Annotated in this window: 35 protein-coding genes; 31 read left to right on the top strand and 4 right to left on the bottom strand. The window is 57.6% G+C overall.

The annotated features are described in order from the left end of the window. The first annotated feature begins 21 nt into the window (after nucleotides 1–21). From rpsJ to NPX02_RS09725, 29 genes are all read left to right on the top strand, one after another. Nucleotides 22–333, top strand: a complete 312-nt coding sequence (rpsJ, locus tag NPX02_RS09865; protein WP_029134315.1) for a 30S ribosomal protein S10 — start codon at nucleotides 22–24, stop codon at nucleotides 331–333. 10 nt (nucleotides 334–343) lie between these two features. Beyond that, the gene (rplC, locus tag NPX02_RS09860) at nucleotides 344–991 is read left to right on the top strand and encodes a 50S ribosomal protein L3 (protein ID WP_260293364.1); all 648 of its coding nucleotides are present in this window, start codon (nucleotides 344–346) and stop codon (nucleotides 989–991) included. Nucleotides 992–997: 6 nt separating this feature from the next. Beyond that, on the top strand, nucleotides 998–1,612 hold the full coding sequence (rplD, locus tag NPX02_RS09855; RefSeq protein ID WP_260293363.1) for a 50S ribosomal protein L4: 615 nt from the start codon (nucleotides 998–1,000) through the stop codon (nucleotides 1,610–1,612). Next, on the top strand, nucleotides 1,609–1,905 hold the full coding sequence (gene rplW / locus NPX02_RS09850; RefSeq protein ID WP_260293362.1) for a 50S ribosomal protein L23: 297 nt from the start codon (nucleotides 1,609–1,611) through the stop codon (nucleotides 1,903–1,905). Before rplD ends, rplW begins: the two co-directional genes overlap by 4 nt. A gap of 39 nt (nucleotides 1,906–1,944) precedes the next feature. Next, a complete protein-coding gene (gene rplB, locus NPX02_RS09845; RefSeq protein WP_260293361.1) occupies nucleotides 1,945–2,772 on the top strand; it encodes a 50S ribosomal protein L2 in 828 nt (275 codons plus the stop codon). Between the two features lie 21 nt (nucleotides 2,773–2,793). Further along, nucleotides 2,794–3,069, top strand: coding sequence for a 30S ribosomal protein S19 (gene rpsS / locus NPX02_RS09840; RefSeq protein WP_029134310.1), 276 nt, complete (start codon nucleotides 2,794–2,796; stop codon nucleotides 3,067–3,069). Between the two features lie 14 nt (nucleotides 3,070–3,083). After that, a complete protein-coding gene (gene rplV / locus NPX02_RS09835; protein ID WP_260293360.1) occupies nucleotides 3,084–3,416 on the top strand; it encodes a 50S ribosomal protein L22 in 333 nt (110 codons plus the stop codon). Between the two features lie 9 nt (nucleotides 3,417–3,425). Next, nucleotides 3,426–4,118: a 30S ribosomal protein S3 gene (gene rpsC, locus NPX02_RS09830; RefSeq protein ID WP_260293359.1), complete on the top strand. Its 693-nt coding sequence runs from the start codon at nucleotides 3,426–3,428 to the stop codon at nucleotides 4,116–4,118. Nucleotides 4,119–4,121: 3 nt separating this feature from the next. Continuing rightward, complete coding sequence (gene rplP, locus NPX02_RS09825; protein ID WP_260293358.1) at nucleotides 4,122–4,535, top strand: 50S ribosomal protein L16; 414 nt, start codon at nucleotides 4,122–4,124, stop codon at nucleotides 4,533–4,535. After that, on the top strand, nucleotides 4,535–4,735 hold the full coding sequence (gene rpmC / locus NPX02_RS09820) for a 50S ribosomal protein L29 (RefSeq protein ID WP_260293357.1): 201 nt from the start codon (nucleotides 4,535–4,537) through the stop codon (nucleotides 4,733–4,735). The genes rplP and rpmC overlap by 1 nt, the downstream gene beginning before the upstream one ends. Continuing rightward, the gene (gene rpsQ, locus NPX02_RS09815; RefSeq protein ID WP_260293356.1) at nucleotides 4,732–4,992 is read left to right on the top strand and encodes a 30S ribosomal protein S17; all 261 of its coding nucleotides are present in this window, start codon (nucleotides 4,732–4,734) and stop codon (nucleotides 4,990–4,992) included. Before rpmC ends, rpsQ begins: the two co-directional genes overlap by 4 nt. A gap of 59 nt (nucleotides 4,993–5,051) precedes the next feature. After that, a complete protein-coding gene (gene rplN / locus NPX02_RS09810; protein WP_029134304.1) occupies nucleotides 5,052–5,420 on the top strand; it encodes a 50S ribosomal protein L14 in 369 nt (122 codons plus the stop codon). 16 nt (nucleotides 5,421–5,436) lie between these two features. Continuing rightward, nucleotides 5,437–5,751, top strand: coding sequence for a 50S ribosomal protein L24 (rplX, locus tag NPX02_RS09805; protein WP_260293355.1), 315 nt, complete (start codon nucleotides 5,437–5,439; stop codon nucleotides 5,749–5,751). A 13-nt stretch (nucleotides 5,752–5,764) separates the two neighbouring features. Further along, nucleotides 5,765–6,304 (top strand): 50S ribosomal protein L5, encoded by a 540-nt coding sequence (rplE, locus tag NPX02_RS09800; RefSeq protein ID WP_260293354.1) that lies wholly within the window; start codon nucleotides 5,765–5,767, stop codon nucleotides 6,302–6,304. A gap of 16 nt (nucleotides 6,305–6,320) precedes the next feature. Further along, nucleotides 6,321–6,626 carry a 30S ribosomal protein S14 gene (rpsN, locus tag NPX02_RS09795; protein WP_260293353.1) on the top strand — a complete coding sequence of 102 codons (306 nt, stop codon included), beginning with the start codon at nucleotides 6,321–6,323 and terminating at the stop codon, nucleotides 6,624–6,626. Nucleotides 6,627–6,733: 107 nt separating this feature from the next. Next, entirely contained in the window at nucleotides 6,734–7,129 is a 396-nt protein-coding gene (rpsH, locus tag NPX02_RS09790; RefSeq protein ID WP_260293352.1) for a 30S ribosomal protein S8, read from the top strand. Nucleotides 7,130–7,143: 14 nt separating this feature from the next. Then, nucleotides 7,144–7,677, top strand: coding sequence for a 50S ribosomal protein L6 (rplF, locus tag NPX02_RS09785; RefSeq protein ID WP_260293351.1), 534 nt, complete (start codon nucleotides 7,144–7,146; stop codon nucleotides 7,675–7,677). Nucleotides 7,678–7,688: 11 nt separating this feature from the next. After that, the gene (rplR, locus tag NPX02_RS09780) at nucleotides 7,689–8,045 is read left to right on the top strand and encodes a 50S ribosomal protein L18 (RefSeq protein ID WP_260293349.1); all 357 of its coding nucleotides are present in this window, start codon (nucleotides 7,689–7,691) and stop codon (nucleotides 8,043–8,045) included. Nucleotides 8,046–8,055: 10 nt separating this feature from the next. Then, nucleotides 8,056–8,562: a 30S ribosomal protein S5 gene (rpsE, locus tag NPX02_RS09775; RefSeq protein ID WP_260293348.1), complete on the top strand. Its 507-nt coding sequence runs from the start codon at nucleotides 8,056–8,058 to the stop codon at nucleotides 8,560–8,562. Between the two features lie 3 nt (nucleotides 8,563–8,565). Then, nucleotides 8,566–8,754 carry a 50S ribosomal protein L30 gene (gene rpmD / locus NPX02_RS09770; RefSeq protein ID WP_260293347.1) on the top strand — a complete coding sequence of 63 codons (189 nt, stop codon included), beginning with the start codon at nucleotides 8,566–8,568 and terminating at the stop codon, nucleotides 8,752–8,754. Between the two features lies 1 nt (nucleotide 8,755). Beyond that, entirely contained in the window at nucleotides 8,756–9,190 is a 435-nt protein-coding gene (gene rplO / locus NPX02_RS09765) for a 50S ribosomal protein L15 (RefSeq protein ID WP_260293346.1), read from the top strand. Next, entirely contained in the window at nucleotides 9,191–10,540 is a 1,350-nt protein-coding gene (gene secY / locus NPX02_RS09760) for a preprotein translocase subunit SecY (protein ID WP_260293345.1), read from the top strand. It abuts the gene before it with no gap. 38 nt (nucleotides 10,541–10,578) lie between these two features. After that, nucleotides 10,579–10,692: a 50S ribosomal protein L36 gene (rpmJ, locus tag NPX02_RS09755; protein WP_082117165.1), complete on the top strand. Its 114-nt coding sequence runs from the start codon at nucleotides 10,579–10,581 to the stop codon at nucleotides 10,690–10,692. A 93-nt stretch (nucleotides 10,693–10,785) separates the two neighbouring features. After that, nucleotides 10,786–11,142 carry a 30S ribosomal protein S13 gene (rpsM, locus tag NPX02_RS09750; protein WP_260293344.1) on the top strand — a complete coding sequence of 119 codons (357 nt, stop codon included), beginning with the start codon at nucleotides 10,786–10,788 and terminating at the stop codon, nucleotides 11,140–11,142. Nucleotides 11,143–11,197: 55 nt separating this feature from the next. Further along, nucleotides 11,198–11,584: a 30S ribosomal protein S11 gene (gene rpsK, locus NPX02_RS09745; protein WP_144357154.1), complete on the top strand. Its 387-nt coding sequence runs from the start codon at nucleotides 11,198–11,200 to the stop codon at nucleotides 11,582–11,584. Between the two features lie 19 nt (nucleotides 11,585–11,603). Next, nucleotides 11,604–12,224, top strand: coding sequence for a 30S ribosomal protein S4 (gene rpsD, locus NPX02_RS09740; RefSeq protein ID WP_260293342.1), 621 nt, complete (start codon nucleotides 11,604–11,606; stop codon nucleotides 12,222–12,224). Between the two features lie 22 nt (nucleotides 12,225–12,246). Beyond that, nucleotides 12,247–13,245, top strand: coding sequence for a DNA-directed RNA polymerase subunit alpha (locus NPX02_RS09735; protein WP_260293341.1), 999 nt, complete (start codon nucleotides 12,247–12,249; stop codon nucleotides 13,243–13,245). 56 nt (nucleotides 13,246–13,301) lie between these two features. Then, nucleotides 13,302–13,691 (top strand): 50S ribosomal protein L17, encoded by a 390-nt coding sequence (gene rplQ, locus NPX02_RS09730; RefSeq protein WP_260293340.1) that lies wholly within the window; start codon nucleotides 13,302–13,304, stop codon nucleotides 13,689–13,691. Between the two features lie 370 nt (nucleotides 13,692–14,061). Continuing rightward, nucleotides 14,062–14,814: an SAM hydrolase/SAM-dependent halogenase family protein gene (locus tag NPX02_RS09725; RefSeq protein ID WP_260293338.1), complete on the top strand. Its 753-nt coding sequence runs from the start codon at nucleotides 14,062–14,064 to the stop codon at nucleotides 14,812–14,814. Between the two features lie 25 nt (nucleotides 14,815–14,839). Here the strand turns inward: NPX02_RS09725 and uvrA are convergent, their stop codons facing one another. Next, nucleotides 14,840–17,674, bottom strand: coding sequence for an excinuclease ABC subunit UvrA (gene uvrA, locus NPX02_RS09720; RefSeq protein ID WP_260293336.1), 2,835 nt, complete (start codon nucleotides 17,672–17,674; stop codon nucleotides 14,840–14,842). Nucleotides 17,675–17,851: 177 nt separating this feature from the next. On the opposite strand from uvrA, the gene NPX02_RS09715 reads away from it, so the two are divergent. After that, a complete protein-coding gene (locus NPX02_RS09715) occupies nucleotides 17,852–19,240 on the top strand; it encodes an MFS transporter (protein WP_260293335.1) in 1,389 nt (462 codons plus the stop codon). Nucleotides 19,241–19,296: 56 nt separating this feature from the next. Beyond that, on the top strand, nucleotides 19,297–19,752 hold the full coding sequence (gene ssb, locus NPX02_RS09710; protein WP_260293334.1) for a single-stranded DNA-binding protein: 456 nt from the start codon (nucleotides 19,297–19,299) through the stop codon (nucleotides 19,750–19,752). 315 nt (nucleotides 19,753–20,067) lie between these two features. On the opposite strand, the gene NPX02_RS09705 is transcribed toward ssb, so the two are convergent. The 3 genes from NPX02_RS09705 to NPX02_RS09695 form a co-directional block, all read right to left on the bottom strand. Continuing rightward, on the bottom strand, nucleotides 20,068–21,267 hold the full coding sequence (locus tag NPX02_RS09705; RefSeq protein WP_260293333.1) for an NnrS family protein: 1,200 nt from the start codon (nucleotides 21,265–21,267) through the stop codon (nucleotides 20,068–20,070). 137 nt (nucleotides 21,268–21,404) lie between these two features. Further along, nucleotides 21,405–22,535 carry an anhydro-N-acetylmuramic acid kinase gene (locus NPX02_RS09700; protein ID WP_260293332.1) on the bottom strand — a complete coding sequence of 377 codons (1,131 nt, stop codon included), beginning with the start codon at nucleotides 22,533–22,535 and terminating at the stop codon, nucleotides 21,405–21,407. Nucleotides 22,536–22,704: 169 nt separating this feature from the next. Continuing rightward, nucleotides 22,705–24,327 carry an OapA family protein gene (locus NPX02_RS09695; protein WP_260293331.1) on the bottom strand — a complete coding sequence of 541 codons (1,623 nt, stop codon included), beginning with the start codon at nucleotides 24,325–24,327 and terminating at the stop codon, nucleotides 22,705–22,707. Nucleotides 24,328–24,380 lie beyond the last annotated feature (53 nt).

Genomic DNA, 24,380 nt, shown 5'->3' with positions numbered 1-24,380 from the left:
TAAGATCATAGAGTAATAAATATGGCCAACCAGAGAATTCGTATTCGACTGAAGGCATTCGATCATCGTCTGATCGATCAGTCCGCACGTGAGATTGTCGATACCGCCAAGCGTACCGGGGCGCAGGTTCACGGACCTATTCCGCTGCCCACCAAGAAGGAGCGGTTCACGGTGCTGATTTCGCCACACGTAAACAAAGACGCGCGTGATCAGTACGAGATCCGTACTCACAAACGGCTGATGGATATCGTTGATCCTACCGACAAAACGGTAGATGCGCTGATGAAGTTGGATCTGGCGGCGGGTGTTGACGTTCAGATCAAGCTGAACTGAGGTGATGACGATGTTAGGAATAGTAGGACGAAAAGTCGGCATGACTCGGGTGTTCACCGAGGAAGGCGTTTCAGTACCGGTGACGGTCATTGAAGTAGAGCCCAATCGTGTTACCCAGTTGCGTACTATCGAAAACGATGGATACAGCGCGGTTCAGGTGACCACCGGAAGCCGCAAGGCCTCCAGGGTATCCAAGCCGGAAGCCGGACACCTGGCGAAAGCGGGAGTCGAGGCCGGACGCGGCATGTGGGAGTTCCGTCTCTCCACAGGTGAGGTCGATGGCTTTGAAGTCGGCGGTGAAATCAAGGTCGACATGTTCGAGGCCGGCCAGATTGTCGACGTGCGCGGTATCACTATCGGTAAGGGATTCCAGGGCGCGGTCAAGCGTTATGGTTTCCGGATGCAGGATGCCACGCATGGCAACTCACTGTCCCACCGGGCGCCAGGCTCGATCGGACAGTGTCAGACGCCGGGCCGCGTATTCAAAGGTAAAAAGATGGCAGGCCATATGGGCAACGTGAAACGCTCCATTCAGAATCTCCAGGTAGTGAGAGTCGATGCCGAGCGTAACCTGTTGCTGGTGAGAGGGGCTGTGCCAGGTTCCCGTGGCGGTGATGTGATCATCACGCCCGCGATCAAGATGCTGAACAAGGGGTAATAAAAAATGGACCTCAATGTACAGGCTGGCAATGGCGGCACCGAGACTATCCAGGTTTCGGATGCGGTATTTGCGGCCGATTATAACGAAGCACTGATCCATCAGGTGGTCACTGCGTATATGGCGGCGGCACGGTCCGGCACCAAGGCAGGAAAAAGCCGCTCTGATGTGAGCGGTGGCGGTATCAAGCCTTTTCGTCAGAAAGGTACCGGTCGTGCGCGTGCGGGCACCAGCAGGAGCCCGATCTGGCGTACCGGTGGCGTGACCTTCGCGGCCCGTCCGCGGGACTATTCGCAGAAGGTCAATCGCAAGATGTACCGTGGCGCGATTCGCTCCATCCTGTCCGAACTGCTGCGCGCCGAGCGCATGGTGGTGGTCTCGGACTTCGCCGTGGAAGCGCCGAAGACCAAGGGACTGGTCTCGAAACTGAATGACCTCGGCATGAAAGAAGTGTTGATTGTAGCCGTACAGCCGGATGAGAACCTTTACCTGGCGGCACGGAATCTGTATGGGGTTGATGTCTGTGACGTGCGTGAGCTCGACCCGGTCAGTTTGATCGGATTCGACAAGGTGCTCATAACCTCCGAGTCACTGAAGCAGCTGGAGGCGAGCCTGTCATGAATAAAGAACGTCTGATGCAGGTGTTGTTGGGACCGGTCATTTCCGAGAAAAGTACGATTGCTGCGGATGTCAGCCGCCAGTTTGTCTTCAAGGTTGTGCCGGATGCCAAAAAGCCTGAGATTAAACGGGCTGTCGAAATGATGTTCGATGTCACGGTTGATAACGTGCGCGTTGTCAACATCAAGGGCAAAAGCAAGCGTTTCGGTCAGATTAAAGGTCGTCGTAACGGTGTTCGAAAAGCCTATGTCAGGCTGGCCGAGGGCAGTGATATCGACTTCGGTGCGGGTGCCTGATCGGCCCTTTAGCGCAACGAATAGAGCGGAATTAAGAGTATGGCTATTGTAAAAACCAGACCAACATCAGCAGGTCGCCGGTTTGTGGTTAAGGTGGTAAATCCTGAGCTGCATAAAGGGGCCCCGCACGGGCCGCTGCTGGAGCAGAAGAGCAAGAATGGCGGTCGCAACAATAACGGTCGCATCACTGCTCGGCACCAGGGTGGCGGTCATAAGCAGCGTTACCGTTTGATTGATTTCAAGCGGGACAAGGACGGTATCCCGGGTGTTGTGGAACGCCTGGAGTACGATCCGAACCGTACCGCGAATATCGCACTGATCAAGTACGCGGATGGTGAGCGCCGCTACATCATCGCGCCCAAGGGTCTGCTTGCCGGTGACCCCGTCCTGTCAGGCGAGGATTCCGGCATCAAGCCGGGCAACTGCCTGCCGCTGCGGAATATCCCGGTCGGAACCAACGTGCACTGCATTGAAATGAAGCTTGGCAAGGGCGCGCAAATCGCCCGTTCTGCCGGAACTTCCGCGCAATTGGTTGCACGCGAGGGAGAATATGCTACTCTGCGCCTCCGCTCCGGCGAGATGCGCAAGATTCGCAGCGAATGTCGCGCAACCATTGGCGAAGTGGGCAACAGCGAGCACAGCCTGCGCAAGCTGGGTAAGGCCGGTGCGTCCAGGTGGCGTGGAGTCAGGCCAACCGTGCGCGGCGTGGCCATGAACCCGGTGGATCACCCGCATGGTGGTGGTGAAGGCCGGACCTCCGGCGGACGTCATCCGTGCAGTCCCTGGGGCGTGCCTACAAAGGGTTACAAGACACGTACCAATAAGCGTACTGATGCAATGATTGTGCGTCAGCGCAATCGTAAGTAAATGGAACCGAGGTAATTTAACGTGCCACGTTCAATTAAGAAAGGCCCCTTCGTCGATCATCATTTGATGAAAAAAGTGGACGAAGCAGTGGCGAGTAACAGCAAACGTCCGATTAAGACATGGTCCCGCCGTTCAATGGTGCTGCCAGATATGATTGGTCTGACAATTGCCGTATATAACGGGCGCCAGCATATTCCAGTGCTTGTCACCGAGAACATGATTGGCCATAAGCTTGGTGAGTTTGCACTGACCCGGACGTTCCGTGGTCATGCGGCTGACAAGAAATCGAAACGATAATCGGGGTAGGAACCATGCAGGCTGCTGCTAAATTGCGTTTTGCGCGTATTTCGGCCCAGAAGGGTCGTCTGGTCGCCGATCAGATCAGGGGTCTGCCTGTGGAGCAGGCTCTGAATATCCTCTCCTTCAGCAATAAGAAGGGCGCGGACCTTATGAAAAAATTGCTGGATTCTGCGATTGCGAATGCAGAGAACAATGAAGGCGCGGATATCGACGAGTTGAAGGTTGCCTCGGTGATGGTCGATGAGGGTCCGACGATGAAGCGGATCAGGGCGCGTGCAAAGGGCCGTGCGGCTCGTATTTTAAAGCGTACCAGTCACTTCACCGTGATTGTGTCGGACAGGTAAGGCAGAGTTATGGGTCAGAAAGTACATCCAATAGGAATTCGTCTTGGCATCGTCAAGCAGTGGACGTCGAAATGGTATGCCGACTCCAAAGATTATGCCGATATGCTGAATACCGACCTTGCGGTGAGAGACTATTTGAAAAAACGTCTTTCCCAGGCCTCGGTGAGCCGTATCCAGATCGATCGCCCCGCGAAAAATGCCCACGTGACCATTCACTCGGCGCGCCCGGGTATCGTGATCGGCAAGAAGGGCGAGGATATCAACACCCTGCGCGAAGAGGTATCCAGGCGCATGGGTATCCCGGCACATATCAGCGTAGAAGAGATTCGTAAGCCGGAACTGGATGCGCAGCTGGTCGCCGAGGGCATCACCCAGCAGCTGGAGCGTCGTGTCATGTTCCGCCGGGCGATGAAACGTTCTGTGCAGACAGCGATGCGCCTGGGCGCGGGCGGGATCAAGGTGAATATTTCAGGCCGGTTGAATGGTGCTGAAATTGCCCGTAACGAATGGTATCGGGAAGGCCGGGTACCACTTCACACACTGCGTGCTGACATCGATTACGGTTTTGCGGAAGCCAAGACCACCTATGGAATCATCGGTGTGAAGGTTTGGATTTTCAAAGGCGAAGTCTTTGGTGACGCGGTTCAGGACGAAGCTGCACCAAAACCTGCGCGTCGTAAAGCACCGCGTAAGAAGGATTAAGTCATGTTATTGCCAAAGCGGACTAAATTCCGTAAACAGATGAAGGGCCGCAATCGCGGCCTGGCGAACCGGGGCAACAAGGTTAGCTTCGGTGAATACGGCCTGCAGGCCGTTGATCGCGGTCGTATGACCTCGCGTCAGATCGAGGCTGCCCGGCGTACCATCACCCGTACCGTGAAGCGTGGCGGGAAAATGTGGATACGCGTTTTTCCCGACAAGCCAATTACCAAGAAGCCTTTGGAAGTGCGTCAGGGTAAGGGTAAAGGTAGTGTCGAGTACTGGGTTGCCTTGATTCAGCCCGGCCGCGTACTTTATGAAATTGAAGGTGTTTCTGAAGAGATGGCGCGTGATGCGTTCCAGCTTGCAGCTGCCAAACTGCCGTTCAAGACCGCCTTCATCAAACGGACGGTAATGTGATGAGCGCGAGTGAACTTCGTCAAAAGAGCCCTGCTGAGCTTGAGGGGGCATTACTGGAGCTGCGTAAAGAGCAGTTCAATCTGCGTATGCAGCAGGGCACTGGTCAGTTGTCGCGCCCGTCGGAGATGCGACGGGTAAGGAAAGAGATTGCCCGGGTGAAGACATTGCTGAATGAGAAAGGTGTAGGTGAAGCATCATGAGCGATCAGAGCAACAGCAATCGCACACTCGAAGGCCGCGTGGTCAGCGATAAGATGGACAAGAGCATTACCGTCCTGGTCGAACGCACGGTGAAGCACCCGATTTATGGCAAGTTCATTCGTCGGTCCACCAAGGTGCATGCCCATGATGAAGCCAATGAGTGTGGTATCGGCGATATGGTGGTGGTCGAGCAGTGCCGCCCGCTCTCCAAGAGCAAGGCTTGGCGTCTGGTCAAGGTTGTCACAAAGGCGACCTGAGGTAGACACCGGTAAATCGTACGATTTCGGTTTAGTGATAATTTAATTGGGATAGACCAATGATCCAGATGCAGACAATGCTTAACGTCGCCGATAACAGTGGCGCAAAGCGAGTTCAGTGCATAAAGGTGCTGGGCGGATCACACCGTCGCTATGCTGGTATCGGGGACATTATCAAAGTGAGCGTCAAAGACGCCATTCCCCGCGGCAAAGTGAAGAAAGGTGATGTATACAATGCGGTAGTTGTGCGTACCAGGAAAGGCGTAAGACGTCCGGATGGATCCTTGATCCGTTTTGACGGCAATGCCGCTGTCCTGTTGAACACGCAACTGCAGCCGATCGGAACCCGTATTTTTGGACCGGTTACCCGTGAACTGCGCAGCGAGCGATTCATGAAGATCATCTCGCTCGCGCCTGAAGTACTCTAAGGGGTGAATCATGGCTATGCGTAAGATCAAGAAAGGTGACCAGGTGGTCGTCCTCGCCGGAAAGGATAAAGGCAAGCAGGGAACTGTACTGCGGGTGATTGACGAAAAGGTCGTTGTTGAAAATATCAACATTGTTAAAAAACACACCAAGGCCAATCCGGCAAAGGGTGAGCAAGGCGGCATACTGGATAAAGAGATGCCCATCGACGCTTCCAATGTTGCCGTATACAACCCCAATACCGGCAAGGCCGATCGGGTGGGTATAAAGACGCTGGAAGATGGGCGCAAGGTGCGCTACTTCAAGTCTAATGGCGAAGTCGTGGATATCTGAGGCGGATAGAAAGATGGCAAGATTACAACAGGTCTACCGCGACGAACTCGTGGGTAAGCTGAAAGATCAGTTTAGCTTCAAGAGCGTGATGGAAGTTCCGCGGATAACCAAGATCACCCTGAATATGGGTGTCGGCGAGGCACTGGGCGACAAGAAAGTCCTCGAGTTCGCGGTCAGCGATATGGAGAAGATTGCCGGTCAGAAGGCAGTCGTTACCATGGCGCGCAAATCCGTGGCAGGCTTCAAGGTCCGTGAAGGCTGGCCGATTGGCTGCAAGGTGACCCTGCGCAGTGATCGGATGTATGAATTCCTCGATCGGCTGATCAACGTGGCGATTCCCCGTATCCGGGATTTCCGCGGACTGAATCCGAAGTCGTTCGATGGGCGGGGCAATTACAGCATGGGTGTGAAGGAGCAGATCATGTTCCCGGAGATCGATTTTGATAAGATCGACACGCTGCGTGGACTGGATATCGTAATTACCACCACTGCAAAGAATGATGCGGAAGGTCGCGCGCTTCTTGAAGCGTTCAATTTTCCTTTCAAGAACTGAAACAGAGCAGAATCGCATGGCAAAAAAGAGCATGATCGCGCGTGAAGTAAAGCGGGCAAAGATTGTTGAGAAGTACGCGGAAAAGCGTAAACAACTCAAGGCTACCATCAGCAACCCTGCTAGCAGTCATGAGCAGGTCGATGAGGCGGTGCAGAAACTGCAGAAGATGCCAAGGGATGCCAGCCGTTCGCGTCAGCGTAATCGCTGTCGGGTGACCGGGCGTCCGCACGGTGTTTACCGCAAGTTTGGCCTGTGTCGAAACAAGCTCCGTGAAGCGGCCATGCGTGGTGATGTTCCAGGGCTTGTAAAAGCCAGCTGGTGATGTAGAATACACCACCCTTTTCAGGGTGCACCCGCCGGCAGGCGGGTTTCTGTCAATCGTTTGGGTATCGCGTCTGATTAAGGCGGCTGACCCTGGGGATTTAAAAAATGAGTATGTCTGATCCGATCGCGGATATGCTGACGCGTATTCGTAATGGTCAACAAGTTTCCAAGGTGGCTGTGTCCATGCCATCTTCCAAGAAGAAGGTTGCCGTAGCGCAGCTGCTTCTCGATGAAGGCTATATTGCCGGTTTCAATGTCGAGGCCAAGGACAATAAGTCTACACTCCAGATAGACCTTAAATACTTCCAGGGTAAACCGGTAATCGAGATGGTCCAGCGCGTAAGCCGTCCTGGCCTGCGTATCTATAAGGGTAGCAAAGAGCTCCCGAAAGTACGCGGCGGACTCGGCGTCGCCATCATTTCAACCTCGCAGGGTTTGATGACGGATCGCGCGGCCCGTTCCACTGGTCAAGGCGGCGAAGTCGTCGCTTACGTGGCTTAATCGGAGGGATTGAAATGTCTCGTGTAGCAAAGAATCCGATACCCCTGCCTGCCGGCGTGGATGTTAACCTGAACGGCAGCGAACTGACCGTGAAAGGTAGCAAGGGAACCATGACACTCGGCCTGCATGCATTTGTCACCATCAAGAATGATGGCGACACGCTTCGCGTTGTTCCTGTACAGGAAGGCCGCAACGAGTGGGCAATGGCCGGTACCTTCAGGGCGCTGGTCGGAAATATGGTGACTGGTGTCAGCACCGGTTTTCAGAAGAAGTTGCAATTGATCGGCGTCGGTTATCGTGCGCAGGCCAAAGGTGATGTTCTGAATATGAATCTTGGTTTCTCTCATCCTGTGGATTATCCGATCCCTGAGGGAATCACAATCGAAACCCCCAGCCAGACCGAAATTGTAGTGTCTGGGTGCGACAAGCAACGTGTCGGCCAGGTCTCCGCGGAGATTCGCGCCTACCGTCCACCCGAGCCTTATAAAGGCAAGGGTGTGCGGTATGCCGATGAGCATGTTGCCCGTAAAGAAGCCAAGAAAAAATAGGTCATACTGAGATGGACAAGAAAACTACACGTTTACGCCGCGCTCGCAGAGCTCGTGCAAAGATTCGCGAACTGGCGGTCAATCGTCTGACCATCTTTCGTACTCCGAGACATATGTATGCCCAGGTGATTGCGCCCAACGGATCCCAAGTGATCGCCAGCGCATCAACCGTGGAAAAAGATGTAAGGGCGCAACTGGAAGGGGCGTCTGGTAATAGCACTGCCGCAGCGATTGTCGGCAAGGCCATTGCGGAGCGAGCCAAGGCTGCTGGTGTCGAAAGTGTTGCGTTCGATCGTGCCGGTTTTAAATATCACGGCCGGGTAAAGGCGTTGGCTGACGCTGCCCGCGAAAACGGTCTTAAGTTCTAAGGGGCAGGCTATGTCGAAATTCAATGAAAGGCCGGAAGGTGACGATCTGATTGAAAAACTGATCAACGTCAACCGAGTCGCGAAAGTGGTCAAGGGTGGTCGTGTTTTTGGATTCGCGGCACTCGCGGTTGTGGGTGATGGTAATGGCAAGGTCGGCTTCGGTAGCGGCAAGGCGCGTGAAGTGCCTATCGCCATTCAAAAAGCGATGGAAAACGCGCGCCAGAATCTGCGCACTGCGAAACTGAATGGCGATACGCTGCAGTATCCGCTGATCGGTCGACATGGCGCGGCCAAGGTCTATATGCAGCCGGCGTCAGAAGGTACCGGTATCATCGCCGGCGGCGCCATGCGTGCCGTCTGTGAGGCGGTAGGCGTGCACAATGTTCTGGCCAAGTGCATAGGCACAAACAATCCGATCAACGTGGTCCGCGCGACGGTAAATGCGCTGACCGAGATGACTGATCCTGAGACCGTGGCCGCCAAGCGTGGCAAATCGGTCAAAGAGATCCTGGGGTAGGTCATGAGTGAAAAAAAGATGATGAAAGTGACCCTGGTCCGCAGTGCGCATGGCCGGCTTGAGAGTCATAAGGCCTGTGTCCGCGGTTTGGGGCTTCGGCGTATTCGTCACAGTGTACTGGTGGAAGATACTCCTGCGACCCGTGGCATGGTGAATAAAGTCAGCTACATGGTTCAGGTAGAGGAGGCTTGAAATGCGTCTGAATACCATTAAGCCTGCAGAAGGCGCGACAACCGATGCCAAGCGCGTTGGTCGCGGCATCGGCAGCGGTCTTGGAAAAACGGCCGGTCGTGGTCATAAGGGCCAAAAATCGCGGTCCGGCGGTTTTCATAGAGTGGGTTTCGAGGGCGGCCAGATGCCGCTGCAGCGCCGCTTGCCGAAGGTTGGGTTTACCTCCCGGAAAGGCAGGATCACTGCCGAGGTGAGGCTGAGCGAACTGGCCAAGGTGGACGGTGAGGTGGTCGATATGAAGGCGCTTTACCAGGCCAACGTACTGCCTTCCATCATGAAGCGCGCCAAGATCATTCTTTCCGGTACCATCGAAAAGGCGGTAACCGTTCGTGGATTGGGCGTCACCAAAGGCGCGCGGGCTGCCATCGAGGCGGCTGGCGGGAAGATAGAGGAATAAATGGCTGGACAGGGCACAAAAGCCGGCGGCCTTGCCGCGGCAGGTAAGTTCACCGAGCTACGCCAGCGGCTTTTGTTCGTCATCGGCGCCCTGTTGGTATTCCGGATTGGTACATTTATTCCGGTACCCGGGGTGAATCCCGCGGCTGTGGCGGTCCTGTTTGACCAGCAGCAGGGTGGCATCCTCGACATGTTCAACATGTTTTCCGGGGGCGCGCTGGAAAGGGCAAGTCTGTTTGCCCTGGGAATCATGCCGTACATCTCGGCATCGATTATCATGCAGCTGATGTCCGCGGTGATTCCCAAGCTGGAGCAGCTGAAAAAAGAGGGTGAACAGGGGCGGCGTACGATTACCCAGTACACCCGTTATGGTACCGTGGTGCTGGCGACCTTCCAGGCGGTGGGTATCGCGATTGCGTTGCAATCACAGCAGGCGGGTGGCATAGCGGTGGTCTCGCACCAAGGGCCCGGGTTTATCCTGACCGCGGCAGTTTCGCTGGTCACAGGAACGCTGTTTTTGATGTGGTTGGGTGAGCAGATCACTGAACGCGGTCTCGGTAACGGGATCTCGCTGATCATTTTCGCAGGCATTGTTGCCGGATTGCCGTCGGCCATTGGCGGCACCCTGGAACTGGTTCGTACCGGTGAGATGAACGCCCTGACGGTCTTGATCCTGTTTGCCCTGGCGATCGCGGTCACCGCCTTCGTTGTCTTCGTAGAGCGGGGGCAGCGCCGGATCACGGTGAACTATGCCAAGCGTCAGCAGGGTCGGAAGATGTTTGCCGCGCAGAGCAGCCATCTGCCGCTGAAGCTGAATATGGCGGGCGTTATTCCGCCGATCTTCGCCTCCAGCATCATCCTGTTCCCATCGACGCTGGGGCAGTGGCTGGGTACCCAGGAGAACATGCGCTGGCTGCAGGATATCGTCGGCAAAATCTCCCCGGGCGAGCCGCTGTACGTGCTGCTCTATGCCCTGGCTATAGTGTTTTTCTGTTTCTTTTATACGGCGCTGGTATTCAACTCGAAGGATACGGCGGATAACCTGAAGCGTTCCGGGGCATTTATTCCAGGTTATCGCCCGGGAGAGCAGACGGCACGCTATATCGATAAGGTGATGTCCCGCCTGACGTTTGCAGGTGCGATTTATATAACGGCGGTGTGTCTGCTGCCGGAATTTTTGATTGTCGGTTGGAATGTTCCTTTCTACTTTGGCGGAACGTCCTTGTTGATCATCGTTGTTGTCGTCATGGACTTCATGGCACAGGTGCAGGCACACATGATGTCTCACCAGTATGAAGGGTTGATGAAGAAGGCGAATCTGAAGGGTGGCGGCGCAGGCTTGCTGCGTTAACGCCGATAAGATTCCACGGTATTTTTGGAGATTGAGTCATGAAAGTAAGGGCGTCTGTAAAGAAGATTTGCAGGAACTGCAAGATTGTCCGGCGCAATGGCGTGGTGCGGGTTATCTGCAAAGAAGCCAGGCATAAACAGAGACAAGGCTAAGCTTTTCGCTTGATTTGTTGAAGAAATCCAGTTAAAGTTGCGCGTTCACCGCGCCCAACGTGAGCTGATAATTGTATTTTTAGGAGTTACCTGATGGCCCGTATTGCAGGCGTCAACATTCCCGATCGTAAGCACGCGGTCATCGCGTTGACCGAGATCTATGGAGTCGGTTCTACCCGTGCTGCTCGTATCTGCGAGGCCGCGGGTGTGGCAAAAGATGCAAAGATTCAAAACCTGACCGAAGGTGAAGTAGAGGCGCTTCGTGCCGAAGTCGCCAAGTTTATGGTCGAGGGCGACCTTCGTCGTGAAGTGTCCATGAACATCAAGCGTCTGATGGACCTTGGTTGCAATCGTGGAATTCGTCACCGTCGCGGCCTGCCGCTGCGTGGCCAGCGTACCAAAACGAATGCGCGTACCCGCAAAGGCCCGCGGCGTCCGATCAAGAGATAATAGCAATCCGGTCACCGGGTTGTTTACAGCGATATAGTTCACAGGAACATTAAAGATGGCAAAGCCGAGCAGCGTGCGGAAGAAGGTAAAAAAGAGCGTCACCGATGGTGTCGCCCACATTCACGCTTCCTTTAACAATACGATCGTCACCATTTCCGATCGTCAGGGTAATGTCTTGTCCTGGGCAACTGCGGGTGGTTCAGGATTCCGTGGCTCGCGCAAGAGCACGCCATTCGCTGCGCAGGTCGCGGCCGATCGCGCTGGCGAGCGGGCCAAGGATTACGGCGTGAAAAACCTTGATGTCAATGTCAAGGGCCCGGGCCCGGGACGCGAGTCTGCGGTTCGCGCACTGAATAATGCAGGATTCAAGATCACCAGTATTTGTGATGTTACCCCAATCCCGCACAATGGTTGTCGCCCGCCTAAAAAGCGTCGCGTTTAATCTGGAGTTATAGATAATCATGGCAAGATATATCGGTCCCAAGTGTAAGCTGAGCCGGAGAGAAGGCACTGACCTGTTTCTGAAGAGCCGCGCTCGCTCCCTGGAATCAAAATGTAATATGGAAAAGCAGCCTGGTCAGACGACTGACCGGCGCCGCCGCCTCTCTGATTACGGTATGCAGCTTCGTGAGAAGCAGAAGATGCGCCGTATGTATGGAATTATGGAGAAGCAGTTCAGCAACTACTACAAGAATGCGGCCCAGAGCAAGGGTGCCACAGGTGATAACCTGTTGCGTCTGCTCGAGACCCGTCTGGATAACGTGGTTTATCGGATGGGCTTCGGAAGCACGCGTTCTGAATCACGGCAGCTCGTAAGCCATAAATCCATCGAGGTTAACGGTAAGGTGGTCAATATCCCCTCCTACCATATCCAGGTCGATGATGTGGTGAGTGTTCGCGAGAAATCAAAAAACCAGCTGCGCATTCAAAGTTCTCTGGCTCTCGCGGAACAGTTCGGCACCGTCGACTGGATCGAGGTCGATGCGAAGGGCATGACGGGTACCTTTAAACGTCTGCCGGACCGCTCCGAACTGCCTGCGGAAATTAATGAACAGCTGGTAGTAGAGCTGTACTCCAAGTAAGGATTACCTTCAAGAGGTCGAAATGCCGGAGTTTGTTAGCGATTTTCTCAAGCCGCGATTAGTGAGTGTTCAGCCGTTAAGCGAGTTGCACGCCAAGGTTTCGCTTGAACCGATGGAGCGTGGCTTTGGTCATACACTTGGCAACTCATTGCGCAGAATACTGCTCTCCTCCATGCCCGGAAGTGCAGTGGTTGAGGCCGAGATCGAAGGGGTTCTTCACGAGTACACCAGTATTGAAGGTGTGCAGGAAGATGTCCTGGAGATTCTGCTGAATCTGAAAGATCTGGCCATTATCATGCATTCCCGTGATGAGGCGACGCTGACGCTGAAAAAGAAGGGGCCCGGTCCCATTCTGGCCAGCGATATCACGCTTGACCACGATGTTGAGATTGCCAACCCGGATCATGTTATCGCCAACCTGACCAAGGATGGCCAGATCAACATGACGTTGAAAGTGGCTCGCGGTATCGGCTATCAGCCGGCGGCCAACCGGCTGGCGGATGCAATGGAAGACCGTCCTATCGGTCGCCTGCAGCTGGATGCCAGCTTCTCGCCGGTACGTCGCGTGGCGTATGCGGTCGAGGCGACCCGTGTCGAACAGAGAACGGATCTTGATCGTTTGGTGATTGATCTGGAGACCAACGGCACCATTGATCCGGAAGAGGCCATCAGAAGGGCGGCGACCATCCTGCAGGATCAGCTGTCCGCATTCGTGAAGCTGGACGAGACAGCGACAACCGAGAAAGAGGTGGAAGAAGATCGCCCGGCGATCGATCCCATCCTGCTGCGGCCTGTCGACGACCTCGAGCTGACCGTGCGTTCGGCCAACTGTTTGAAGGCAGAAAACATCTTCATGATTGGTGATCTGATTCAGCGTACCGAAGTGGAGCTGCTGAAGACCCCGAATCTGGGTAAAAAGTCGCTCACCGAGATCAAAGATGTACTTGCTACCAGGGGCTTGTCCCTGGGTATGCGGCTGGAAAACTGGCCGCCAGAAGGTATGGAAGATAGCGGTCGATAATCTCGGCCCTGAATCGTATATCTATAGTATTAACCTAAGTTTAGGGAAGTCGATCCATGCGTCATCGCAAATCAGGACGGCAACTGAACCGCAACAGTTCACACCGCAAGGCAATGTTCCGTAACATGGCCTGCTCACTGTTGCGTCATGAGCTGATCAAAACCACACTACCCAAGGCAAAAGAGCTGCGTCGCGTAGCAGAGCCGATGATTACACTGGCAAAGAGCGACAGCGTTGCAAAGCGCCGTCTGGCCTTTGATCGTCTTCGTGATGATGAGGTTGTCGGGAAGCTGTTCACCGAACTGGGCCCGCGTTACAAGGAGCGCCCCGGTGGCTATCTGCGCATTCTGAAATGCGGTTTTCGTCCGGGTGACAAGGCGCCGATGGCCTTTGTCGAGCTGGTCGATCGTCCGGATGTGGAGATGGAAGCGGTCGAGGCTGAATAAGTACAGCGACAGCGTGATTGTTTGGAAAAAAACCGGGTCATGGCCCGGTTTTTTTTGCCCAGGGATAACCACTCACCCGGTCTGTAAGTGATTGGCTTGCCTTGTTGGCCGATCTTGATGGCGCCTCGAATCCGGCCCCATTTTCAGATTCAAGCCTGCCCTTGTTTGAGCGAAGCGAGTTTGGGCAGGCGCTGAAAATGGGGCCAGATTCGAGGGGACAAGCCATCGTGTGAGGCCGGCAAGGCAAGCCAATCACCCCGTGAGTAGTTACGCCCAGAGAAGGGCTTATGTCGCGAAGCACAGGGATGTGCGAGAGCGACCGAGCCAGTTTTTTGCTTTAATTCAACTAGAGGACCGGTACGGTATCGATATGGGCGACACACCTGAACTGGTAGCGCTGTTCACCGACTTCGGCGTCGGCAGTCATTATCTGGGGCAGGTGAAGGCGCGCCTGCTGGCGGGAGGTATATCCCAGCCGGTAATCGATCTGTGTGCGGATGCCCCCGCGTTCAATCCCCGTGCCGCCGCCTACCTGCTGGCCTCGTTTCTCCCCGCCATGCCGGATGGGACGCTGTTCATGGCGGTGGTGGATCCCGGTGTCGGCAGCTCCCGGCGGGCGATCATGGTGACCACAGAACGGTTCTGGTTCGTCGCCCCTGACAATGGCCTGTTGTCCCGGGTGGTGGGTGCTCCCGGACCCGTCAGGGTACAGACCATAGACCTGCCGGATCTTCACCGGCGGTCGAAAACCTTCGACGGCAGGGATCTGTTTGCGCCTGCCGCTGCGGTTATCTGTCGAGGTGGCAGCGTCCCAGGTGAGTCGTTGCTCCCGGACAGTCTGGTTGGCTGTGACTGGCCGGAGGAGCTGGCCGAGATAATCTATATCGACGCTTATGGAAATGCGGTCAGCGGCCTGTCGGGTGACGGGTTGTCCCGCGAGCTGACACTGACGGTAAACGGGAATCTTGTGGCATATGCCGAAACCTTCTCCGCTGTGGCGACCGGCTGTCCGTTTTGGTACGTGAATGCCAATGGGCTGGTGGAGCTGGCGGTCAACCGGGGGAGCGCCGCCGCCAAGCTCGGGCTCCGCGTCGGCTCGCCGGTGAGCCGGCAGACCGATTAGCGAAACACCGTGTACCCACGTCCACCTATTGACCCGCCTGCAGGACCTTTTTCAGGTACTGGCCGGTATGGGATTGGGCTACCTCGCTGACCATCTCCGGGGTGCCCTGGGCAACGATCTCGCCGCCGCGGTTGCCGCCCTCCGGACCCAGGTCGACAATCCAGTCCGCGGTCTTGATGACATCCAGGTTGTGCTCAATCACCACCACGGTGTTGCCGTGATCGCGTAGCCGGTGCAGCACCTCGAGCAGGTGTTTCACGTCGTGAAAATGCAGCCCCGTGGTCGGCTCGTCCAGAATATAGAGGGTGTTCCCGGTGTCGCGCTTGGACAGTTCGCGCGAGAGCTTGACGCGCTGTGCCTCACCGCCCGAGAGCGTGGTGGCGTTCTGTCCCAGTGTGATATAGGAGAGTCCGACATCCATCAGGGTCTGCAATTTACGCTTCAGCGCCGGGATGGCATCGAAAAACTCCAGGGCCTCTTCAATGGTCATCTCCAGCACCTGGTTGATGCTTTTTCCCTTGTACTTGATCTCCTGGGTCTCGCGGTTATAGCGGCTACCCTTGCAGACGTCGCACTGGACATAGATGTCCGGCAGGAAATGCATCTCGACCTTGATCACGCCATCCCCGCGGCAGGCCTCGCAGCGTCCGCCCTTGACGTTGAAACTGAAGCGACCCGGCGTGTAGCCGCGTGAGCGGGACTCGTGAGTGCCGGCAAACAGCTCGCGCACCGGGGTGAATATGCCGGTGTAGGTAGCGGGATTGGAACGGGGGGTGCGGCCGATCGGGCTCTGATCGATATCCACCACCTTGTCGAAATGCTCCAGCCCGTCGATCCGGTCGAACGGGGCCGCATCCAGGGAGGCGCGGTTCAACTGGGTGGCGGCAAGGGGATAGAGCGTGTCGTTGATCAGTGTGGACTTGCCGGAGCCGGACACCCCGGTCACGCAGGTAAACAGGCCGGCAGGCAGGTTCAGCTCAATCGACTTGAGATTGTTGCCGCGTGCCCCGGAGATGGTCAGCAGTTTGGCCTCATCGGCTTTGTGCCGTTGTTGCGGTATCGCAATGCTCAGACTGCGGGAGAGATACCGGCCGGTCAAGGAATCCGGGTTCGATGCGATCTCGGCGGCGCTGCCCTGGGCGATGATGCGGCCGCCGTGAACGCCGGCGCCGGGGCCGATATCCACCACATGGTCGGCGGACAGGATGGCCTCTTCATCGTGTTCGACGACGATCACGGTATTGCCCAGATCGCGCAGGTAGGTCAGGGTTTTCAGCAGCCGGTCGTTGTCCCGCTGGTGCAGCCCGATGGAGGGCTCATCCAGAATATACATGACGCCCACCAGGCCGGCACCGATCTGGCTTGCCAGGCGGATTCGCTGGGCCTCACCGCCGGACAGGGTTTCCGCGCTGCGGTCCAGGGTCAGGTAGTCGAGACCCACATTGACCAGGAACTGCAGCCGTTGGGAGATTTCGTTCACCACTTTATCGGCGATCTTGCCTTGCTTGCCGGGGAGCTGTAACCGGCTGAAGAACTCGAGGCAGTTCCCGACCGGCAGGGTGGTGATGGCTGGCAGGTTTTGCTCATCCACAAAGACATGGCGCGCCGCCTCGTTCAGGCGGGTACCGCCGCACTCCGGGCAGGGGTGGGTGGAGATATAGCGGGCCAGCTCTTCGCGCACCGCGCTGGATTCGGTCTCCCGGTAGCGCCGCTCCATGTTGCGGATGATCCCTTCGAACGGATGGGTGTTGCTGCTGCTGCGCCCGCGTTCATTGAAATAGGTGAACTTGATCTTCTCCTTGCCACTGCCGTTCAGGATGGTGTCGCGGACCTTCTTGGGCAGTTCATCCCAGCTGGTCTCCACGTCAAAGGCGAAGTGCTTCCCCAGGGAACTGATCAGCTGGAAATAGTAGGCGTTCCTGCGATCCCAGCCTCTGACCGCGCCGGCGGCGAGGCTCAGGTGGGGATGGGCAACCACCCGCTCCGGGTCAAAAAACTGTTCGATACCGAGCCCGTCGCAGGTTGGGCAGGCGCCCACCGGGTTGTTGAACGAGAACAGTCGGGGTTCCAGTTCCGGCAGGCTGTAGCCGCATTGCGGACAGGCGAAATTGGCCGAGAACACCAGCTCTTCCTGCGGGTTGTCCTGTTCCATGGAGGCGATGCGGGCCAGACCGCCGGAGAGGGCGAGCGCGGTTTCAAAGGATTCCGCGAGACGCAGTTCGAGTCCTTCGCGGACCTTGAAGCGATCCACCACCGCCTCGATGGTGTGTTTCTTGTGCAGTTCCAGTTCCGGCGGCTGATCGAGTTCGAAGATTTCGCCATCGATGCGCGCGCGGATAAAACCCTGCGCATTCAGTTCCCGAAGCAGCTTGTGATGTTCCCCCTTGCGCTCCGACACCACCGGGGCGAGCAGCATCAATTTCCTGCCCTCGGGCAGGCTCAGGACCTGATCCACCATCTGGTTGATGGTCTGGGCCTCCAGTGCCTGGCCGTGGGTGGGGCAGCGCGGGGTGCCGGCGCGGGCATACAGCAGCCGCAGGTAGTCGTAGATCTCGGTGATGGTGCCGACGGTGGAACGTGGGTTGTGGGAGGTGGTCTTCTGCTCGATGGAGATGGCCGGAGAGAGCCCCTCGATATGGTCGATATCGGGTTTCTCCATTATCGACAGGAACTGCCGTGCATAGGCCGAGAGCGACTCGACGTAGCGCCGTTGCCCCTCGGCATAGATGGTATCGAAGGCCAGTGAGGACTTCCCGGAGCCGGAAAGACCGGTGAAGACGATCAATTTGTCGCGGGGAAGATCCAGGTCAATGTTTTTCAGATTGTGGGTGCGTGCCCCACGTATACGTATCGTATCCATCTACATACCAGCGAATAAGCGAACCTGTTACTATACGCTGTCTTGCGGTTTCGGGCCAAACAAACCGTGGTAATACAGCGAGTGAACATGGTCTGGGGCAGGCTCCCCGGCAATGGCTGGACGCGGGCTTTTCCCCTGGCATGGCTGGGGTTGGCCATTGGTAAAGTGATCGGGTAATTGAACAAAAAAACGCAACAACTCCATCGACTGACAGCGATCGAAATCAGGGCGGCGTTCTCGCTCGCCGGCATTTTTTCCCTGCGCATGCTCGGGCTGTTTCTGATTCTGCCGGTGTTCGCCCTCTACGCGGAACAGCTGGTCGGTGTCACCCCGCTATTGATCGGCGTGGCCATAGGCGCCTATGGCCTGACCCAGGCGCTGCTGCAGATCCCCTTCGGTATGATCTCCGACCGCATCGGTCGAAAGCCGGTGATTATTGCCGGGCTGCTGATCTTCGCCCTGGGCAGCGTGGTGGCGGCTCGTGCGGACTCCATCTGGGGTGTGATCGCCGGGCGCGCGCTGCAGGGCAGCGGTGCCATTGCCGCCGCGGTGATGGCGCTGGCAGCCGACCTGACCCGGGAGCAGAACAGAACCAAGGCGATGGCGGTGATCGGCATGAGCATCGGGCTCGCGTTTGCCGTATCCTTGGTGTTGGGGCCGTTGCTGAATACCTGGATCGGTGTGCCGGGCATCTTCTGGCTGACCGCCTTGCTGGCGCTGGCGGGTATCCTGGTGGTGATTTTTCTGGTCCCCAATCCGGATAAAACCGCCACCCATCGGGATACCAGCCCGGTGCGGGATCAGTTCTCCCGGGTGTTGCGCAACGCCGACCTGCTGCGCCTGGATATCGGGATCCTGCTGTTGCACATGATGCTGACGGCGGTGTTTATCGCCGTTCCCCTGACCCTCAGGGACGTGACCGGGGTTGCCGTGGAAAACCACTGGATGGTCTATCTGCCGGTGGTGCTGCTGGCCATGGCGCTGATGGTGCCGTTTATTGTGATCGCGGAGAAACGCCGCAAGATGAAGCAGGTCTTCCTGTTGGCTATCCTGGCTATCGGGATGGCCCAGATCGGGTTTATTCTGTTCAAGTCGACACTCCTGGGCTTCGGCCTGGCGCTGCTGCTGTTTTTCGTCGCCTTCAATCTGCTCGAGGCCTCGCTGCCGTCGCTGATCTCCAAAATGGCGCCGGCCGAAAGCAAGGGTACCGCCATGGGGGTCTACTCCACATCCCAGTTTATCGGGGCCTTCCTGGGCGGGACGCTCGGCGGCTGGGTGTATGGACAGTACCAGCTGACGGGGGTATTTCTGTTTGGGGCGGTGGCCGCACTGCTCTGGCTGGCACTGGCCAGCGGGATGCGCCAACCGGGATACCTGAGCAGCTATCTTATCAAGGTGGGGGTGCTTGAGCCGGCGAGCGCGCATCAGCTGCAGGCGAGGCTGAGCGGTCTGCCCGGTGTGGGCGAGGCCGTGGTCATGGCGGAAGAGGGCATCGCCTACCTTAAAGTGGATACGCAGTGTGTGGATTTTGCATTGCTGGATGAATTCTCGGTCGCGGAGACGTAGAATCAGGTGTTCAGGCCGCAGGGCCAGGGAGCAACTTAAATTGAATTGGAGGAGATATGGCCAGAGGGGTCAATAAAGTAATCTTGATCGGTAATGTTGGGAAGGACCCGGATGTTCGTTATATGCCCAATGGTAACGCTGTGGCCAATGTCACCCTGGCGACATCCGAATCCTGGAAGGATAAAAACAGTGGTGAAACCCAGGAGAAGACCGAGTGGCATCGGGTGGTGTTTTTCCGCCGCCTGGCAGAGGTCGTCGGCGAGTACGTGAAAAAGGGCTCGAAGATCTATGTCGAAGGGCGCCTGCAGACGCGTAAATGGCAGGATCAGGGCGGCCAGGACCGCTATACCACCGAGATCGTGGCCGACGAGATGCAGATGCTGGACAGCAAAGGCAGCAGTGCCTCGTTCGACTCCGGCCGCTCGGAATCGGGCTCACGCCCATCGCGTGATTCCGCGTCATCGGCCGCACCGATGCCGGATGATGGGTTCGATGACGATATCCCGTTCTGACGTTTACCCAGGGCTTCTGCCAAAAAAACCCATGCATTGCATGGGTGTTTGTTCAGAGGTAACTACTAACCCGGATTGTGAGTGATTGGCCTGCCTCGCCGGCCTCACACGATGGCTTGCCTCCTCGAATCCGGCCCCTTTTCCAGCGCCTGCCCAAACTCGCTTCGCTCAGACAAGGGCAGGCTTGAATCTGAAAAAGGGGCCGGATTCGAGGCGCCATCAAGATCGGCCAGCAAGGCAGGCCAATCACCCCCGTGAGTAGTTACGTTCAGAGGAGAATTGATTCCGCGAAGCACCGGGAAGTGCACTAGCCGATTATCCCGGTTTGCCATCGACACGGGGTTGGGTCAGCATCGGCACATAGATCGCCCCGAAGAGCAGGAAACTGACGATCCACAGGCCGCCGGAGAGGTGGACCCACAGGGTATATTGCTGCGGCAGCACCAGCGGTCCGAATACCCGGAACAGCGCGGCAAGATTCATCAGAATGAAGCAGCCATTGATCAGGGGATGGGACTGTATTTCACGTCCGGTATGCCCTAATGCGACCCGCGCCATCATGCCGTAGGTAAGCGCGCCGATGCCGCCGACGGTAATGGCATGTTTGGCCAGATTGAGTCCGGTAAAACCAAAATAGGCCAGGCCGGCCAGGGTAAAGCCGATGATCAACCAGAACATGCCGCTGAACAGCACCCAGAGGATCGGTATCTGCCAGATTTGCCGGTTATACCAGCCGACGACCCGGATGATCTGTGTCACCGCCACGGCAAAGGCCAGCACACCGCTGAGCCAGGCGTTTGGATAGATAAACTGAACGGCAATCAGGCCACCCAGGGAGATGACGGTCGCCAGCTCGACCCGGCTGTTGCGTTTGGAGGCGTGGCCCGGTATCACGGCTTCGGTGAAGAAAGGGATCACCCGTCCACCCAGCAGGGTGATAAGAAAGGCGATCAGATAGAGCATGGCATCAGCGCCGCGCAGGGCGCTATTGGCCAACCCGAGTGACTGGAGGTGGATGTAGAGATTGGCCACCGCCATCACCAGCAACAGGGGCACGAAAATCCGGTTCATCTTCTGTTGGCCCTTCCACAGGGCCGGCTGGATGGCAAGCGCAACCGCGGGCAGGAAGGCTAGGTCGATGACCGCGATCAGCGGCCCCGGAATGGCCCCGGACAGGAATGGGGCAACCCGGCCCGCCAACCAGAGCAGGAACAGCAGACCCAGGGGCGTGCCGGTTGGTGGCGTGATGCCGGTCCAGTTTCGGACCGCGGTCAGCAGGAAGCCGGCAATGATCGCGACGGCATAACCGAACAGCATCTCATGGCTATGCCAGCCGATGGCGCCGTAATAGGTCGGCAGCGGGTAGGCGCCGGACCAGGCGCCAAGCCAGATCAGCATCAGGATCAGGGCTGAAAGCGCGGCGGAGATGAAAAAGGGCCGGAAGCCCAGGGCCAGGATCACCGGACCCGCCTGCTTCAACTCCGGCTTGGGGGGTTCTGAATGGACTTTCAACATAATTTGTATGGTTTTTTCCGTTACAGGACAATGAGATGCGATAGCTTAACCGCTATGGGATCTGGCGCTTTGATATCAATCAAGGCCGGCGGCCGGCATCGCGGGTGAGTCTCGATCCTGACGGCCCGGACTTCGGCTCAGGCCTGGTAGATCCCGCCCAGGATGACCGGGTGTCGCGCCCCGGTCACCTCGGGCAGATTGCCTGGCAGCTGTTGCAGGGTCTGCCTGGCAAGCCAGGCGAAGGCCATCGCCTCAATATGGTCCGGGTCGATTCCATACTCGGCGCTGGTCTCAACGGGGGCGTCGAGCCCCTGCCGGAGCTGGTTCATCAGGGTGGGATTCTTGGTGCCCCCGCCGCAGCAGATCACCCGTTCGCAGCCCGGGGCATATTGCTTGATCGCCTGGATGATCGAGCGGCTGGACAGCGCGCATAAACTGGCCTGGATATCTTCGGCGCGGTGGTGTGAGGGTTCGAGCAAGTGGCGCCGCAGCCAGTCGAGATTGAACAGCTCCGGGCCGGTACTCTTGGGTGGCGGGCGTTTGAAGTAGGCGTCACCGAGCAGCCGATCGAGCAATTCATCTATCACCTGTCCACTGGCAGCCCAAGCCCCCTGCTCATCAAACGGGCGCTTTTGTACACAGCCCACCCAGCCATCCATCAGGGTATTGGCCGGCCCGGTATCAAAACCGGTAACCGGAGTCGCCGCATTCGCGGGGAGAAGGGTGATATTGGCAATGCCGCCCAGGTTCAGGATCACGCGGAACTCGGCGGCGTTGCGCCAGCATGCCGCATGAAATCCCGGGGCGAGTGGGGCGCCCTCCCCTCCGGCGGCCATGTCGCGGCGCCGGAAGTCCGCGACCACGGTGATGCCGGTTTTTTCCGCCAGGTGATTGGGGTCGCCAAGCTGCAGGGTGAAGGGGTGTGCCGCGTCGGGTCGATGGCGGATCGTCTGGCCATGGGAGCCGATGGCGCGGACCTGCCGCGCCTGGGTACCTGTCTGACACAGCAGGCCGGCGACCGCCTCGGCAAAGTGGCTGGCAACCGAAATATCCGCCACACCCAGCTGCTCGATCTCGTTGTCGCCCGGCTGTGAAAGCTGTTTCAGGAGGTCCCGGACCGCCGGCGGCCAGGGTTGGTGATAGTGGCCGAGCAGTTTGGGCCCGGGCGGGGCGAAATCCACCAGGGCCGCATCGATGCCGTCAATACTGGTGCCCGACATCAGGCCGATATAGAGATCGGCCGAGACCGGCGGCTGCCTAGCCCGCATTTCTCACCACCCTGCTACTGCGGACGCCGATTCGCTCGTTATGACGGGGCGTACTCCCTCCAGCCGGCTTGAAGTAGTGTTGGCTACGCCGGCGCCGCCCTCCGGTCCGTGCGCCCCGTCACAACGGCGCATCGACGCCCTCGCGACGCACGGTGGTGAGAAATCCGGGCTAGCGGGCATCGGCCACCATGGTTTTTGCGATCAGGTCCAGCTCGGCCAGCAGTTGGGAACTGATCTGGGCGAATTTCGCCCGGTGGTCTTTCGCCAGCGGTTCTGCCGCCGGCAGCTTGATGGTCAGCGGGTTACGGTGGACCCCGTTCACGCGGAACTCATAGTGCAGGTGTGGGCCGGTGGCCAGACCGCTTTTTCCGACATAACCGATAACCTGCCCCTGGCGTACCCGGGAGCCATTATTTACATTGCCGCGGTATTTCGACATATGGGCATAGAGCGTGGTGTATTGGCTTCCGTGCTTGATCATCACCGTGCGTCCGTAGCCGCCCTTGGTGCCCTTGAATATCACCCGTCCATCGCCGGACGCCTTGATTGGCGTACCGGTGGCGGCGGCATAATCGACCCCCATGTGCGGGCGTTTCTTACCCAGCACCGGGTGATAGCGAGCCTTGGTAAAACGGGAGGAGATGCGGCGGAAATCCACCGGGGCACGCAGGAAGGCCTTGCGCATGCTCTCGCCTTCCGGGGAATAGTAGCTGCTGTAGCCTTCATCATCCTCGAAGCGTATGGCGCGGAATACCTTTCCCTGATTGACGAATTCGGCCGCCAGGATGGGACCGTTGCGGTATTTTTTACCGTCCAGGTACTCCTCTTCATAGATCAGGCTGAACTGATCGCCGGCGCGTATCTCCAGGGCGAAATCGATATCCCAGCCGAATATATTGGCCAGCTCCATGGTGAGCGCGTCCGACAGGCCCGCCCGTTGTGCACCTATATAGAGTGAGCTGGTGATGGTGCCGGAGGCCGATGCGATGCGTTTCTCAAGGCTCCGGTCGTTAATCTGCGCGGCGAAGGAATCGTCTGTCGGAAGGATTTGCAAGCTGCGGATTTCGCTCTGCTTGTGGACCAGTTCAAGCAGCTCTCCCTGCTGGTCGAGGCGGACCTTGATCGCCTCTCCCGGACGGATATTGGCCAGTGTCTTGGCCTCCTTGCTACTGTTGACAATGCGATGCAGGAGATTTGGAGAGAGCTTGAGGCGGGAAAAAATCAGCGCCAGGGAGTCGCCCGGCTTCACCCGCTCCTCCTGCCAGGTACCGTGGTCCATGGAGACCAGCACCTCCTGATCCTCTGCCGGTATGGAGGCGTCGGGTGTGGCTTCATCCCCGGTCGCCGGGGCGGTCGACGACGCCACGTCGGCGCCGAGTTCGGATATCTCCGGCGCTTCATACTTCGGCAGACTCAAGTCGGGTGTGCCGGACGGGGTGGCGGGGGCCGCAAGTGCGGGTGCGGTCTCCTCACGCGTGGAAACGGAAGTGACAGCGACCGCCGGCGCTTCCGTCAGCTTCTTTCCATCACGGGATTGCCCGGGAAGGATCAGCGGCACCTGCGCCAGCGGTTGGGCGGTCTGTTCCGCCGCCGTGGCCGCCACGGCGGGGGCGGATGCGCGGTCAAGCTCCACGGTCGTGGTCTGGGGCGCCTCTTCGAAATTGCCGAGGGCGGCGTAGAGGCCGGATGCGCCAACTATCAGCCCAATAACGGCCAGACGTCCCAAGCGCCGACGGCTTTGCTGCGCGCTGGGGGTCAGGAATTCGTTTCTGAATTTATAGTCGTTTATCATGTTGGTGCGCTAATTTCCGGAAAATTCAGATAATTATTGCCTAAAACTTCGGT

Origin of the sequence: Sedimenticola hydrogenitrophicus (assembly GCF_025175675.1) — a bacterium.
GTDB lineage: Bacteria > Pseudomonadota > Gammaproteobacteria > Chromatiales > Chromatiaceae > Sedimenticola > Sedimenticola hydrogenitrophicus.
This window is presented reverse-complemented; position numbering and strand designations above follow the sequence as displayed.

What these genes read in the sequence shown, in the direction of transcription:
- rpsJ (WP_029134315.1), top strand. Translation starts at nt 22, where the DNA reads ATGGCCAACCAGAGAATTCGTATTCGACTGAAGGCATTCGATCATCGT.
- rplC (WP_260293364.1), top strand. Translation starts at nt 344, where the DNA reads ATGTTAGGAATAGTAGGACGAAAAGTCGGCATGACTCGGGTGTTCACC.
- rplD (WP_260293363.1), top strand. Translation starts at nt 998, where the DNA reads ATGGACCTCAATGTACAGGCTGGCAATGGCGGCACCGAGACTATCCAG.
- rplW (WP_260293362.1), top strand. Translation starts at nt 1,609, where the DNA reads ATGAATAAAGAACGTCTGATGCAGGTGTTGTTGGGACCGGTCATTTCC.
- rplB (WP_260293361.1), top strand. Translation starts at nt 1,945, where the DNA reads ATGGCTATTGTAAAAACCAGACCAACATCAGCAGGTCGCCGGTTTGTG.
- rplV (WP_260293360.1), top strand. Translation starts at nt 3,084, where the DNA reads ATGCAGGCTGCTGCTAAATTGCGTTTTGCGCGTATTTCGGCCCAGAAG.
- rpsC (WP_260293359.1), top strand. Translation starts at nt 3,426, where the DNA reads ATGGGTCAGAAAGTACATCCAATAGGAATTCGTCTTGGCATCGTCAAG.
- rplP (WP_260293358.1), top strand. Translation starts at nt 4,122, where the DNA reads ATGTTATTGCCAAAGCGGACTAAATTCCGTAAACAGATGAAGGGCCGC.
- rpmC (WP_260293357.1), top strand. Translation starts at nt 4,535, where the DNA reads ATGAGCGCGAGTGAACTTCGTCAAAAGAGCCCTGCTGAGCTTGAGGGG.
- rpsQ (WP_260293356.1), top strand. Translation starts at nt 4,732, where the DNA reads ATGAGCGATCAGAGCAACAGCAATCGCACACTCGAAGGCCGCGTGGTC.
- rplN (WP_029134304.1), top strand. Translation starts at nt 5,052, where the DNA reads ATGATCCAGATGCAGACAATGCTTAACGTCGCCGATAACAGTGGCGCA.
- rplX (WP_260293355.1), top strand. Translation starts at nt 5,437, where the DNA reads ATGCGTAAGATCAAGAAAGGTGACCAGGTGGTCGTCCTCGCCGGAAAG.
- rplE (WP_260293354.1), top strand. Translation starts at nt 5,765, where the DNA reads ATGGCAAGATTACAACAGGTCTACCGCGACGAACTCGTGGGTAAGCTG.
- rpsN (WP_260293353.1), top strand. Translation starts at nt 6,321, where the DNA reads ATGGCAAAAAAGAGCATGATCGCGCGTGAAGTAAAGCGGGCAAAGATT.
- rpsH (WP_260293352.1), top strand. Translation starts at nt 6,734, where the DNA reads ATGAGTATGTCTGATCCGATCGCGGATATGCTGACGCGTATTCGTAAT.
- rplF (WP_260293351.1), top strand. Translation starts at nt 7,144, where the DNA reads ATGTCTCGTGTAGCAAAGAATCCGATACCCCTGCCTGCCGGCGTGGAT.
- rplR (WP_260293349.1), top strand. Translation starts at nt 7,689, where the DNA reads ATGGACAAGAAAACTACACGTTTACGCCGCGCTCGCAGAGCTCGTGCA.
- rpsE (WP_260293348.1), top strand. Translation starts at nt 8,056, where the DNA reads ATGTCGAAATTCAATGAAAGGCCGGAAGGTGACGATCTGATTGAAAAA.
- rpmD (WP_260293347.1), top strand. Translation starts at nt 8,566, where the DNA reads ATGAGTGAAAAAAAGATGATGAAAGTGACCCTGGTCCGCAGTGCGCAT.
- rplO (WP_260293346.1), top strand. Translation starts at nt 8,756, where the DNA reads ATGCGTCTGAATACCATTAAGCCTGCAGAAGGCGCGACAACCGATGCC.
- secY (WP_260293345.1), top strand. Translation starts at nt 9,191, where the DNA reads ATGGCTGGACAGGGCACAAAAGCCGGCGGCCTTGCCGCGGCAGGTAAG.
- rpmJ (WP_082117165.1), top strand. Translation starts at nt 10,579, where the DNA reads ATGAAAGTAAGGGCGTCTGTAAAGAAGATTTGCAGGAACTGCAAGATT.
- rpsM (WP_260293344.1), top strand. Translation starts at nt 10,786, where the DNA reads ATGGCCCGTATTGCAGGCGTCAACATTCCCGATCGTAAGCACGCGGTC.
- rpsK (WP_144357154.1), top strand. Translation starts at nt 11,198, where the DNA reads ATGGCAAAGCCGAGCAGCGTGCGGAAGAAGGTAAAAAAGAGCGTCACC.
- rpsD (WP_260293342.1), top strand. Translation starts at nt 11,604, where the DNA reads ATGGCAAGATATATCGGTCCCAAGTGTAAGCTGAGCCGGAGAGAAGGC.
- NPX02_RS09735 (WP_260293341.1), top strand. Translation starts at nt 12,247, where the DNA reads ATGCCGGAGTTTGTTAGCGATTTTCTCAAGCCGCGATTAGTGAGTGTT.
- rplQ (WP_260293340.1), top strand. Translation starts at nt 13,302, where the DNA reads ATGCGTCATCGCAAATCAGGACGGCAACTGAACCGCAACAGTTCACAC.
- NPX02_RS09725 (WP_260293338.1), top strand. Translation starts at nt 14,062, where the DNA reads ATGGGCGACACACCTGAACTGGTAGCGCTGTTCACCGACTTCGGCGTC.
- uvrA (WP_260293336.1), bottom strand. Translation starts at nt 17,674, where the DNA reads ATGGATACGATACGTATACGTGGGGCACGCACCCACAATCTGAAAAAC.
- ssb (WP_260293334.1), top strand. Translation starts at nt 19,297, where the DNA reads ATGGCCAGAGGGGTCAATAAAGTAATCTTGATCGGTAATGTTGGGAAG.
- NPX02_RS09705 (WP_260293333.1), bottom strand. Translation starts at nt 21,267, where the DNA reads ATGTTGAAAGTCCATTCAGAACCCCCCAAGCCGGAGTTGAAGCAGGCG.
- NPX02_RS09700 (WP_260293332.1), bottom strand. Translation starts at nt 22,535, where the DNA reads ATGCGGGCTAGGCAGCCGCCGGTCTCGGCCGATCTCTATATCGGCCTG.
- NPX02_RS09695 (WP_260293331.1), bottom strand. Translation starts at nt 24,327, where the DNA reads ATGATAAACGACTATAAATTCAGAAACGAATTCCTGACCCCCAGCGCG.